A 12,294-nucleotide genomic window follows, 5' to 3' on the forward strand; every position below is an offset into this window, starting at 1 on the left:
CGTACGAGGACGAGGGCGATTGGGGGGTGTTCCCGCGGCTGCCGAAGCTGACCTTCGCCACCGACCTCCAGTGGCGGCGCCGCTTCGCCCGCGCCGCCGACGACCTCGCCGACGACCTCGCCGACGACCTCGAACGCGGCCGCTGGCCGCGGCCGACCTGCACCGCCGAGGAACTCGCCCTGCACCTCGCCATCGACGACGCCATCGACGACGCCGGCGACAGCGCCGACGAACTCGGGGACGACTCCGACGGCGCCGGGGACGGCGCGCGTATCACGCTGCCGACGCACCGCGACGACCACGACTTCGCGACCGGGCGCGGATGCACGTGTCGTCGCCCGCCGCCGCTCCACCCGGTCGTGGGACGACCGTGGTCCGGCTGGAGCGACGCGGGCGACGACAGGCCGGAGGCCCGTCAGAGTTCGTCGTGGCTCCAGTCCCCGTTGTCGGTGTGGGGGCCGCCCATGGTCATCTGCACGTACCGGCGCAGAGTGCCGAGGTTGTCGACCCTCCCGACGGTCGGAATGTCGACCGGGGTCGCGTTCAGGCCCGCCGAGCTACGTTCGTAGAAGCGGGACAGGGCGTCCCAGGAGTTCTCCAGGTACTGCTGCTGGATCGGCAGGCTCTGCACGCTCCAGTCGGTCATCGCCGCGCGGAAGGTACCCTCGACGTCGTTGAACCGGGCGGCTTCGGACAGGGCCTGGATCATGAGGCTCAGCGACCGGGCGGTCGCCTGGCGGTTGCCCCACGGGTTGTTCTCGCCCGCCAGGTGCAGGATGGAGCCCCGCATGTCGTTCCAGCTGATGGGCATGGACTCCCGGCCCCGGCTGGCCGCCGTGGAGAGCGAGTTGTAGTTGGAGCCGAAGTTCAGGGTCTGGACGTTGTGGCTGACCGGCGGCGCCGGGGCGGTGGTATCCGAGATCCGCGACTGCAGGGCACCGTTGAGGTCGTTGAACTGGTAGGTGTCGCCGTACTGGTTGGAGTAGCCCCACAGGTAGAGGTTGGAGGGGTTGATCCAGAGTTCGACGCGGCGGCGCTGGCCCTGGTTGTCGAGCGCGGACAGCGAGACCTGGACGAGACCGATGTCCTCGAGCTGGGTCTCCTGCACGTTGTAACCCGAGACCGCCACCCGCAGGCTTCCCAGGAAGTCGGAGTACCGCATCCGCTCGTTGTCGCTGGGGCCTTCCGACAGGTCGAACCACACATGGGACATGTGGCGCCACTCGGTGCGGGCCTCGGCGGTTCCGGCCGCGCCGAGCACGCCGGTGAACGCCATGCTCAGGCCCACGCCTGCCAGGAGGACCGAACGGAGCCGTGTGCGGACGGTGGTGTGCCTCTTCATCGTCTTCTCTCTCGTGCGCCGGACCCACGACCTGACGGTCGGTCCGATTCGGGAACGGCACCGTTCGGGGCGCCGCGGGTCTTCTTCCGGGCAGCACTGTGCCACGCGGCGGGTCGCGCGCGGGGCGGGTCGATCGGCCTGTGCGGGCGGCCTGCGACAGGACGGAAGGGGGGGCGGTCGAAGCGATGGCGAGGGGGCGGGAGGCGTGGCGTTTCGGCTCTCCGCCCGTCAATTCATTTGGTGTCCAACAGATTTGACGTTCAATCAATAACGTTCCAGGATCCGGAAGCACGGCAGGAGTCCGGGGTCGTCGTTCGGGAGGACGCCCACGCCCGGACGCGCGCATTCGGCATCGTGCCTCCGGAGGGGTGCAGAGTCGGTACAGCGATGGGCACTGACGGTCAAACCCGGTGGAGCGCCCGGCGGGGCGGGGGAGGGTCATCGTGCCGGGTCGTTGCTGACCTGCCAGTCCCTGGGGGGCATGCCGTAGGCGGCGCGGAAGGCGCGGCTGAAGTGGCTGGAGTTGGCGAAGCCCCAGCGGCGGGCGATGCCTGCTATGCCGAGTTCCGCGGCGACCGGGCGGAGGAGGTCGCGGCTGCAGCGTTCCAGGCGTTGGGCGCGAATCCAACTGCTGACCGTGGTGTTCTCGAGCTGGAAGAGCTTGTGGAGGAATCGGACCGACATGAAGTTGGCCTCCGCGATCGTGGACGGGCGGAGGTCCGGGTCGCGGAGGTTGCGCAGGATGTGGTCCTTGACCCGTTCCAGGGAAGCCGCGCTGCGCGGGGCCTGTCGACGGGAGCGGCGGGAGCGGTCGTCGACGAACAGGGCCAGCAGGTCGAGCGCGGTGCTCGCGGCCCGGCGGCCGACGGCCTCGTCCAGGGTTTGCGCCTCGCGCGCCATCCGGGAGAAGTAGGTGGCGACCAGGGCGGCGCTGCCCTCGGCGCCGCTGAAGGGGGTGGCGGTCAGTACTCGGAGTTCTTGTTCCGAGACGTCCAGCTCCGCGCGGGGGAAGTGGAAGGAGGTGAAGACGAACCTCTCTTCGATCTTCTTGCGGAAGACCCGGGAGGTGTCGGTGATGGAGAACTCGCCCGGCCGGATGACGGACTCCCTGCCGTCCTGCTCCTTGAGTGCGCTGCCGTGCTCCTGCAGGCTGAGGATCAGCGACGGGGGGCCGTCGTCGGCGAGCATGCGCCGGCTGCGCGTCACCACCTGCGGTCCCGCCTGGACCCGCAGTATCCGGATCGGGCCGAGCTGGTGGCCGACGATCGCCCTGGGCGACGGTACCTCCTCCAGGAGGTCCACGGCCATCGGCACGAAGGCGTGGGACACCGCGTCGTGCCAGCTCTCCGCCCGGTCGGAGGCGGACAGTCGCGCGGTGGAGAGAGTTGCGGGCACCGGGTTCCTCTCGGGTCGGTCGGCCACCGGTGGCTCTGTCCACCGCTGTGCCTTCCGGGTCACCGTGCCAGCTGGTCCGGGAGCGGGGCATCGCGTGAACCTAGTAGATCGGGTCCGATCCTCACTTGTCGGCCGTGCCGGCGACGGAGCCGGTGACGCGGCGCTGGGCGACGACCAGCAGGACGGCGGCGGGTACGGACGACAGGACGGCGGTGGCCATGACGGCGTTCCACCGGTCGGTGTGGGCGCCGAGGTACTCGTAGACACCCAGGGTGACCGGCCGGACGGTGTCCGTGGTGGTGAGGGTGAGGGCGAAGAGGAAGTCGCTCCAGGCGAGGAGGAAGGTGAAGACGCCGGCTGTGATCAGTGCGTTCCGGCTCAACGGGAGAACCACGGAACGGAAGACGCGCAGTCGGCCGGCGCCGTCCACCCGTGCGGCCTCGATGACCTCCTCGGGGATGCTCCGTATGAACGAGTGCAGGACGACGATCGCGAAGGGGACGCCGGCGGTGGAGTCGGCGAGGACCAGCCCGAGGCGGGAGTTCAGGAGCCCCAGGTCGTTGTACGCGCTGTAGAGCGCGTTGGCCACCACGATGCCCGGCACCGCCTGGGTGGTCAGGATGCCCAGGAGTACGACCCTGGTGCCGCGCAGGCGGAACCGGGCCAGCGCGTGGGCCGCCGGTGCGGCGAGCGCCAGGCTGAGCAGCGCGCTGCCGAGGGCCACCAAGAGGCTGGTGACGAGGTTGCGCCCCTGGTCGTGCAGCGCGGTGGCGTATCCGCTGAGGTCCGGGTGGAGCGGGAACCATCCTCCGTGCAGGGTGTTGCCGGCCGGCTGGAGGGAGGCGTTCACCATCCAGTAGACGGGGAACAGCATCAGCGCGAGCAGGACGATTCCGACGAGGGCGGACAGCAGGCCGCCGCGGCCGGGTGGGCGTTTCACTGGAGCGACTCTCAGACGGTCAGACGGTCCGGGCGCGCCGGTCAGCGCGCAGGTGGAGGACGGCGAACACCAGCGAGAGGACGATGAGCAGGTTGCCCATCGCTGCGCCGCGCCCGAAGTCGAACTGCCGGAAGGACAGTTCGTAGGCCTGGGTGGCGATGGTCTCGGTGGCGCCGGCCGGCCCGCCGCCCGTGACCACCAGGATGACGTCCAGCACCTTGACGGTGTAGACCACGCCCAGCACGAGCACCACGCGAACCACCGGCCGCAGCAGCGGCCAGGTGATGTGGCGGAACGAGGCCAGCGGACCGGCGCCGTCCAGCCTCGCCGCCTCGTACAGGTGCGGAGGGATGTCCTGCAGACCGCCGTACAGGATCGCGGTGTTGAAGGGGACGCCGACCCAGATGTTGACCAGGACGACCGACAGCAGCGCCTGGGAGGTACCGGTGAGCCAGGGGACCCCGGACGACGTGAGGTGGAGGCCGCGCAGCACCGCGTTGACGACTCCGGTGTCGGGGTCGAGCATCCACTTCCAGATGGTTCCGGAGGCGACCAGCGGCAGCAGCCACGGCAGCAGCAGGAGTGACCGCAGCACGCCGCCGAGCGGGAAGCGGCGCCGGAAGAACAGGGCGAGGGCCAGGCCGAGGGCGAACTGCCCCAGGACCGAGCCGGCTGTGAACACGGCCGTGGTCAGCAGGGTCCGGGGGAAGGCGGGGGACGAGAGGACCGCCGTGTAGTTCCGCAGGCCCGTGAACGGGGCGTCACCGGTGTAGAAGCTCGTGACGGTGTACTGCTGGAAGCTCATCACGACGTTGTCGACGACCGGGTAGCCGAAGAACAGCAGCAGGTACGCCGCGGCGGGCGCGACGAACAGCCACCGGATCCAGCGGTCCCCGCGCCGGACCGGTGACGGGTCAGCGGCCCGTGGCGGTCTGCTGCGCATGGCTGAGGGCTTCCTCCGGCGTCTGTTCGCCCGTCAGCGCGGACTGGACCGCGGTGTAGATGCCCGTCGCCGCCTTGGGCCACTCGACGCCGAGCTCGCTGGTACGGGCGCGCGCCACCGCCACGCTCTGGGCGAAGGCGGCCATCGACGGGTTCGCCTCGGCGTGCTGGGCGGCCACCGCGGTGCGGGAGGGCACGGTGTGGTGCTGCTGGGCCAGGGTGAGCATGTTCGAGGGGGAGTTCAGGCAGGCGAGGACCTGGGCGGCCTTCTGCTGCCGGGCTTTGGAAGGGCTCTGCGGGACGGCCCACACCTCGCCGCCGAGTGGGGTGACCGGGGACTGCCCCAGCCGGGGGACGGGAACGGGTGCCACTCCCCAGTGCAGGTCGGCGTCCTGTTCCAGAGCCGGGATGCGCCAGGGGCCGTTGATCATCATGGCCGTCCGCCCGGCGACGAACTGGTCGTGGACGTCGGCCTGGGTCCAGTTCAGCACCGACTTCGACATGGAGCCGCTGTTCACCAGGTCGACCCAGAGCCGGAGCGCCTGCGCGGCCTGGGGAGTGTCCAACTGCCGTTCGTCGCCGCCGTTGGACCACAGGAAGGGCAGGAACTGCCAGGTGCCCTCGAAGGTGGCGTTCGCGTCGACCGCCATGCCGTAGCGCCCGGGGCGGGTCAGCGCGGCCGCGGCCGCCTTCAGTTCGTCCCAGGTCCTCGGGACGGCGACGCCGGCCTCGGCGAGCATGTCCTTGTTGTAGATCAGGGCGACGGTGCTGACGTTGGGGGCCAGGCCGTACAGCTTGCCCTGGTAGGTGCCCGCCGACGCGATGCCGGGGGCGAAGCCGTCGGCGTCGATGCCGTAGCCGTCCAGCGGGGTCAGCGCGCCGGTCCGGGCGATCTGCTGAAGGTCCGGGTTGTCGAGCATCAGCAGGTCGGGGAGGGTCCGCGAGGACGCCTGCTGGAGGACCTTGGGGACCAGGGACGCCCCCGGGACGCTCGTCTGCTCGACCTGGACCCCGACCGTCCGCCCGCACGCGGTGAGCAGGTCGCCCCACTGGGCGTGTTCGGTTCGGTCGGTGTAGTAGTCGAGCGCGGTGATGGTGGTGACCTCGCCCCCGGCCGGCCCGGAACCGGTGGGGCGACCGCATCCGGTGGCGGCCGACGCCAGGAGGAGGAGCCCGGCCACGATGGCGGCGATCCGCCGGGCCGACGATCTGGCCGGTGAGATCATGCTGGTGCCTTTGCCGGGTGCTCGGGGACGGGGGTCCAACCGGACTCCTCCGTTCGAACGAACATTAAACACCCCCCGGAGTACCCGTGGCGTGTCCGGTGGCCTCCAGGATCATCGCCACCACGGCTTCGGGCCGCGAGAGCGGGACGGCGTGCGAGGCGTCCAGCACGTACTCGGTGGCCGCCATGCGTTGGGCCATGAAGCGCTGGGCGGCGGGGTTCAGCATCCGGTCGGCGGTCGCGATGGCGTACCAGGACGGCTTGTCCGCCCAGGCCGGTGGGCCCGATCTGTCGGTCAGCGCGCCGAGGGCCACCGGGCGTTGTGCCGCGGCGAGCACCTGCCCGGCCGCGGGTGACAGGTCGTCGGCGTACAGCTGCCGGAACCGCTCCGCGCGGATGCACACCTCGCCGTCGGGGCCGGAGGCGAGGGCTGTCGTGGCGGTGGCGTCGGCCAACGGGGAGGGGGCGAAGCGGGTGGTGATGTCCAGCAGGCACTCGCCCGCGTCGAGGGCGAACGCGGCGACGTAGCACAGGGCCACCACCTGGTCGGTGCCGTCGGCCGCCTGGGTGATGACCGCGCCGCCGTACCCGTGGCCGACCAGGACGACGGGCGTGCCGAGCTCGCGCAGCAGGCTCCGGACGCACGCGGCGTCGTGCGCCAGGCCGCGCAGGGGGTTCGCGGGGACGTGCACCGTCAGACCGGCGGTGCGCAGCGGCCCGACGACCTCCGACCAGGACGAGGCGTCGGTGAACGCCCCGTGCACCAGTACGACGGTCGGCGGAACGGGGGTGGATGTGTGCATGCCGGTGGCCTTCGACTGGGCGGGGGCGGGACGGGGCGGAGGCCCAGCCAACCGGACCGGCCGTGGCGGGGGCATCGCGTGAACGTACCAAGGAGGCGTGCCGAGCCCTGGTGGACCGCCCGGCGGCCGAGCGGGAGCCGCTCGACGGTCCCGGGCGCCGACCCGGACGGCCTGTGCGCTCTCGGGCCAATGGTGGTGCGCGGTCGGCAAAACCCGACGACAGGGCGACTCCTAGCCTCGGGTTGCGACCGACCCGACCCGACCATGACTTCGGAGACGCCGAGAAGACCGTGCTGAAACGACTCCGCTCCGCCCCGCTGAGCCCGGCCCCGTCTCCACGGGTCGCAACGGTGGCCGGGGCGGCCCACCCCCGCTGTCCGTGACCCACCTGACGCCCCTCAGGCCTCGGGGAGGGAGGCGACCAGGTTGGCGAGCTGGACCCGGGAGGCGATCGACAGCTTGCGGAACACGGATGTCAGATGGGTGTTGACTGTGTGCGGGGACACCACCAGCACGTCGGCGGCCGATCGGTTGGTGTGGCCCTGGGCGATGAGACGCGCGACCTTCTCCTCCGAGGCGGTGAGGGCACCCCAGCCCTGGACGGGGCGCTGGACGGCCGCCGTCCGGCGGGCGCCGGCCCCGGCGCCCGCCAAGGCGCGTTGGACCTGAGCCGTCGCGGCGTGGGCGCCCGCCTCGGCGAACGCGTCCTGCGCGTGCGCCAGCGCGGCCACCGCCCGGCTCCGCCGCCCCGCGGCCAGGAGGGCCCGGCCGAGATCGGCGTGGGCGGCGGCCCGGGTCAGCGGGCGGGGGCTCGCCCCGAGCAGGTCCACGGCGTGTTCGAGCACGGCCGGGTCGTTCCGTACGAGTCCGCGGGCCTGCGCCGCGATTCCGGTGGCGCTCGGCACGGACGGGTTGCGTCCGGCGTGGGCCTCGGCCTGCGCGGCCAGGTCTTCGGCGAGCTGCCGCTCCCCGCCGCGCAGGGACATCCGGACCGCGGCGTCGACCCAGTCGCGCAGCAGGCGCCACCGCATGAAGGGCCCCTGCTGCTGCACCCGGCGGATCCGGTCGACGGCGAGTGCGACGTCCCCGTCGGCCTCGGCGTGGACGGCCTCCAGGAAGCGCACCGCGGCCGTGTTGCCGGGATTCGGTTTGACGGCGAGTTGTTCCCGGGCGGCGAGCAGGTGCTCCCGGGCCGCCTCCCGGTCGCCGCGCAGCAGGGCGATCCGGGAGCGGATCACCCGACCGTTCACCCGTTGGACGGGCACCCGTACCTCGTCCTCCAGCCGTTCCATGGTCACGAAGTCGGCCTCGGCGTCGTCGAGCCGGCCGAGCCCCAGGTCGTGCTGGCCCTGGGCCCACAGCAGCATGGCCTGACGCACCGCACCGCCCCGGTCCGCCGCCCGGAGGAGCAGGCGCTCACCGGAGGCGAAGTCGTCCACGTGCACGTGCGCGACGACCTCCTCGGGGAGGAACGCGGAGTCGATGGCGCTGAGCGCGGCGAATCGTTCCAGCGCGACGGCGTTGTCCCCCGCGTTCAGCGCGATCTCGCCCAGCCCGGACAGGGCCAGGACGTGGGCCTCCCGGTCGCCGATCGCGGTGGCGGTGCGCAGCGCGGTCTCGCCGGCCTCCCGTGCCGCGGCCAGGTCATGGCCCCGGGACAGGGCCAGGGCGCGCAGGGCGGCCAGCCGGGCGCAGATCTCCGGGGCGGAGCCACTGGCGGCGAGTGCGGCCTCGGCCCGGCGGCGCAGTTCGTCGGCGAGGTCCATGGTCCACAGCGCACCGCCCAGGGCGGACTGGAGCCGACCGAAGGTCTCCAGTGGCGGCCGGTCGGCCAACAACCGGTCGCCCGTCTCCAGGGCCTCGCGGTCGCGGCCGGCCCGGGCCAGGCAGAGGATCGTCTGCTCGCCCACCTCGAACTTCAACGCCCCTGCCGCAGGCGTCAGTTCGAGGGCGCGCAGCATCAGGTCGGCCGCTGGGCCGGGAGTGACCGCCAGCACGTCGTCGGCCGCTCGCCGCAGCAGCGCCACGGCCTCCTCGTCCCCGGGCACGGCACCCCGGAGGACGTGCGGCACGGCGTCGGCCGGCTGCCGCCCCGCGGCGACCATGCGGCGGGCGGCCTCGCGGTGCAGCGCCTTGCGGGCCGACGGCGGGATGTCGGCGTAGACCGCCTGGCGCAGCAGGTCGTGCCGGAAGACCAGCTGGTCGCCGTCGTCGTCCAAGAGTCCGGCGCGCACCGCCTCCTCGAGCGCCGGGAGCAGGGCCGCGGCCGGGAGGTCGCAGAGCGCGGCGGCGTCGTCGAAGCCGAACCGGCGGCCCAGCACCGCACCCATCTGGAGGAATCGCAGCGTACCGGGCTGCAGGGACCGGAGCCTGCCGCGCACGCCGACCACGAGCCGGGAGGGCATGACGTCCCGCGAGGCGCCGGCGGTCCGCAGGCCGGCCAGCATCTCGATCGCCAGGAAGGGGTTCCCGCCGGCGCCGTCGAGCAGGTCCCGCACCCACGTGTCGACCGCCGGCCCGAGCGTGTCGTCGGCCAGTTGACGGATGGCCGCGCCGGACAGCGGGCCCAGGGACACCGTGACCGTCGGGAGGTCGCCGGCGGCCGCCACGATCTCCTCCGCCGGGCCTGCGGGCTCGCGGCGCCCGGTCAGCACCCACAGGACCGGCGAGGTCCGCAGGCGGGTCGGCAACTGCTGCAGGGCGAACCGGCTCAGCGCGTCGGCCCACTGCACGTCGTCCAGACCGATCAGCACCGGCGCGTCGGCGGCCCGGGCCTCGATCGCCTCCGCCAGGCGCTCCACGAGCCAGATCCGCTGGTCGTGGTTGCGGGCGAGATCGGTGATGTCGTCGCCGGACAGCAGCGGCCGGTCGCCGTGCAGGATGCTGGCCGCCAACGAAGAGAACGGCACGATGTGGTGCAGCTCATCGGCTTTGCCGAGGCCCACGGAGAACCCCGCCGCGGCGGCCCGGGAGACGGCCTCGGCGAGCAGGGTGGTCTTGCCGATGCCCGGTTCCCCCTGGATCAGGGCCAGTCCGCCACCCCCGGTGCCGGCCACCGAGGTGATCAGCGCCTGGAGCTGTGCGAGCTCGGCCTCCCGGCCGCGCAGACCACGATGCGACAGTGGACCGCCTGACCCTGCCATTTCGAGCTTCTTCCCGTCCACCCACGCCGACCGGAGTCGGGTCCCGTCCGTGCCGTTGTTCCCGGCCTCCAGAGGGTACGCGGTGGTGGTCGGCCGCTGCGCCGCAGGTGGCGGCGGCGGGGCCCTCAGTCGGTGCGGCCGGGCAGCACGGCGTCCCAGTCGATCGCGTCGGCTTCGGTGCCCGGGGAGACGAGGGCGAAGGTCTCCCGGCGGAGCCAGCGGCGCACCTGACGGGACGGGAGGTCGATCAGGACGCCCTCGTCGCGGTTGCGGAGCATGACGCGCAGGGCCGCCCGGCCGTGGCAGGTGCAGGGGGGCCAGATCCGGACGTCGCCGTGGCCGGTCGGCCGCTGCAGTCCTTCCCAGAGGAGGTCGCGGGAGAACTGCCAGACGCCCGCCTCGGCGGCCAGCCCGAGGAACTCGAGCGTGACGGCGATCGGGTCGTCGCTGCGGTAGCCCAGGCGCACGGGGACGTCGAGGGATTGGTGCTCGCCCAGGACGAGTCGGGCGTCGAGGAGGACCTCGGTGCAGGCGGCCTCCGGGCGGGGCTGGGAGGAGCTGGGCAGCGACTGGTGGGCAGGCATGGGTTCTCCTGGGTCGGTATCGGTGTCGGTAGGGGGGGCGATGCCGGGGCGGGTGCCCGCGCCGGTGCGCGGGAGGTGGAGGGGGCCGGGCGGGGCGGCGCAGTGGTCCGGCCCCGGGTCTCGGAACCGCCGTGGACCCGGGGGTGGCGGATCCGCCGTTCAGGCTAGGAAAGGGGGGCGGAGGGGATGTTCCGGTGGTGCACGGCGACGTGACGGCCTGTGCACCTTCCCGGCCGTCCGTCGGGTCGGGAAGCGGGTTCGTCGTGGCGGTGCCCGTTGGAGGGGAGCGGTGCGGTCAGGCGGTTCCACCGATCGTCGCCGCTCACTCCCGGCGACCGAACTTCGTTGCCCTGCAAGCTCTTTGGCCTTCGGTCCGAGGTGCCGTCAAGGCCTTCTCGGAGAAGTGGAGGGCACTCGGGATGGGCGCCGTCCGGGTCGCCGGAGCCGCTGGAAGTCCGGTTTGTTGAATGTTTGTCCAGTCGTTCGGCTCCTTGTATGAATGGCGTCAGAAGAATTTCCCCTCCTGAACGCTCCCGTTGCCCGGCGCCGCCGCCCCGTCGTGCGGCGAGCCGCCCTCGCCGGCATCCGCACAGCACCACTTCCAACCGGTCGGAGTCCCCCGTGAATCAGTCGGGTCCCTCGCCCATGCTCGAAACCCCGGCGCCCGAAGCCGAGACCCACCTGCTCGACCAGGCCGCCCGTGGCGGCGGCAACGGGTGCATCGACATCCTCTCCCCGCCGCCCGGGACCGATCCCGAGGACTGCCTCTACGTCGCCCTGCACGTCCACGGCGCGGCCTCGGTCCGACGCGGCGATGTCAGCACCGTGCTGGTTCCGGGGGACCTGCTGATCAGTGCCACCCCGCACCCGGTGGGCCTGTTGCGGGACTCCGGGTGCCGGATGGTCCGCTTCCGGGTCCCCTGCTTCTACCTGGGCGTCCGGCAGGGCGACGTCCGGCGTGCGGGTGGGCTGATGGCGCGAGGGAACGAGGGGATCGGTTCGCTCGCGTCCCGGTTCCTCCACACCCTGGCCACCCGGACGCGGGACCACCGGGCCCGGCCGGACCACCACCTCGCGCTCAGTACCTCCGACATCGTCGCCATCCTGGTGACCGAGCTGCTCGACCAGGAGGGCCTGGAACACCCCAACGGCGCGGCCGAGCTGCTGTCCCGGATCCGTCTCCACATCGAGCAGAACCTCGCCGACCCGAACCTCTCGCCCGGATCGATCGCACGCTCGCAGCACATCTCGGTGCGCTACCTCCACAAGCTCTTCCAGCAGGACGGGATGACCGTGGGCCAGTGGGTGCGACGGCGTCGGCTGGATGCCTGCCGTCGGGAGCTGGGGCGCCCGTCCCGTCGGCAGGCCAGTGTGTCCGCCGTAGCGCACCGCTGGGGCTTCGTCAGCCACTCCCACTTCAGCCGGGCCTTCCGCGAGGCCTTCGGAATCTCGCCCCGTGAGTGGCAGGCCTACGCCACCCGGACCGAGGGCGACCACCCCGCCTCCTGATCCCGAAACCGTGCACACGCCGCTGCACCGCCGGTTCTGGTGAGGACGGGCGGTGCAGCGACGGGCACGGTACGGGGGTGGTGTAGTCGAACGCCGACAGCGTGCCGACCGGCGAAACGATCAGTTCGGAGGGCGTCCCGCTGGGTGTCGGGTCACCTGGGTGGAGACCGGGCCGATCGTGGTGCCGCCGAAGGTGGCCGTCCAACCGGTCACGAAGGCCTGCTCGGTGCCCGGTTCGACGTGGACGTGGGTGGTGTCGTTCTGCGGGCCGACGGCGAGGTTCGGGTGCGCGCCCCGCGCCCCCCGGTACGCGGCGCCCGGGGCGGGGCCGTGGTCGGTAGCCCCCGCCCCGGGGGCCGCGCCCGGGTAGTTTTAAAAAAAACCAGACACACAGACGGGACGCTAGATAGG

Annotated in this window: 9 protein-coding genes; 1 reads left to right on the forward strand and 8 read right to left on the reverse strand. The window is 72.4% G+C overall.

Translation table 11 applies throughout. From position 1 onward, the window contains the following. Positions 1–415 precede the first annotated feature (415 nt). The 8 genes from ACFWIS_RS29805 to ACFWIS_RS29840 all read right to left on the reverse strand — a co-directional run bounded on the left by ACFWIS_RS29805 (position 416) and on the right by ACFWIS_RS29840 (position 10,374). Complete coding sequence (locus ACFWIS_RS29805; RefSeq protein ID WP_380457331.1) at positions 416–1,342, reverse strand: ribosome-inactivating family protein; 927 nt, start codon at positions 1,340–1,342, stop codon at positions 416–418. Positions 1,343–1,780: 438 nt separating this feature from the next. Further along, complete coding sequence (locus tag ACFWIS_RS29810) at positions 1,781–2,737, reverse strand: helix-turn-helix domain-containing protein (protein WP_380457333.1); 957 nt, start codon at positions 2,735–2,737, stop codon at positions 1,781–1,783. A 121-nt stretch (positions 2,738–2,858) separates the two neighbouring features. Then, entirely contained in the window at positions 2,859–3,677 is an 819-nt protein-coding gene (locus tag ACFWIS_RS29815) for a carbohydrate ABC transporter permease (RefSeq protein WP_380457335.1), read from the reverse strand. A 19-nt stretch (positions 3,678–3,696) separates the two neighbouring features. Next, positions 3,697–4,620, reverse strand: coding sequence for a carbohydrate ABC transporter permease (locus ACFWIS_RS29820; protein ID WP_380457337.1), 924 nt, complete (start codon positions 4,618–4,620; stop codon positions 3,697–3,699). Next, positions 4,592–5,845 carry an extracellular solute-binding protein gene (locus ACFWIS_RS29825; protein WP_380457339.1) on the reverse strand — a complete coding sequence of 418 codons (1,254 nt, stop codon included), beginning with the start codon at positions 5,843–5,845 and terminating at the stop codon, positions 4,592–4,594. Before ACFWIS_RS29825 ends, ACFWIS_RS29820 begins: the two co-directional genes overlap by 29 nt. 64 nt (positions 5,846–5,909) lie before the next feature. After that, entirely contained in the window at positions 5,910–6,647 is a 738-nt protein-coding gene (locus ACFWIS_RS29830) for an alpha/beta fold hydrolase (RefSeq protein WP_380457341.1), read from the reverse strand. 398 nt (positions 6,648–7,045) lie between these two features. After that, positions 7,046–9,790 (reverse strand): ATP-binding protein, encoded by a 2,745-nt coding sequence (locus tag ACFWIS_RS29835; protein WP_380457343.1) that lies wholly within the window; start codon positions 9,788–9,790, stop codon positions 7,046–7,048. 125 nt (positions 9,791–9,915) lie between these two features. Further along, positions 9,916–10,374, reverse strand: coding sequence for an SsgA family sporulation/cell division regulator (locus ACFWIS_RS29840; RefSeq protein ID WP_380457345.1), 459 nt, complete (start codon positions 10,372–10,374; stop codon positions 9,916–9,918). 645 nt (positions 10,375–11,019) lie between these two features. Here ACFWIS_RS29840 and ACFWIS_RS29845 point away from each other — a divergent pair. Further along, positions 11,020–11,883 (forward strand): helix-turn-helix domain-containing protein, encoded by an 864-nt coding sequence (locus ACFWIS_RS29845; RefSeq protein WP_380457346.1) that lies wholly within the window; start codon positions 11,020–11,022, stop codon positions 11,881–11,883. Positions 11,884–12,294 lie beyond the last annotated feature (411 nt).

This window comes from Kitasatospora sp. NPDC127060 (assembly GCF_042724935.1).
GTDB lineage: Bacteria > Actinomycetota > Actinomycetes > Streptomycetales > Streptomycetaceae > Kitasatospora.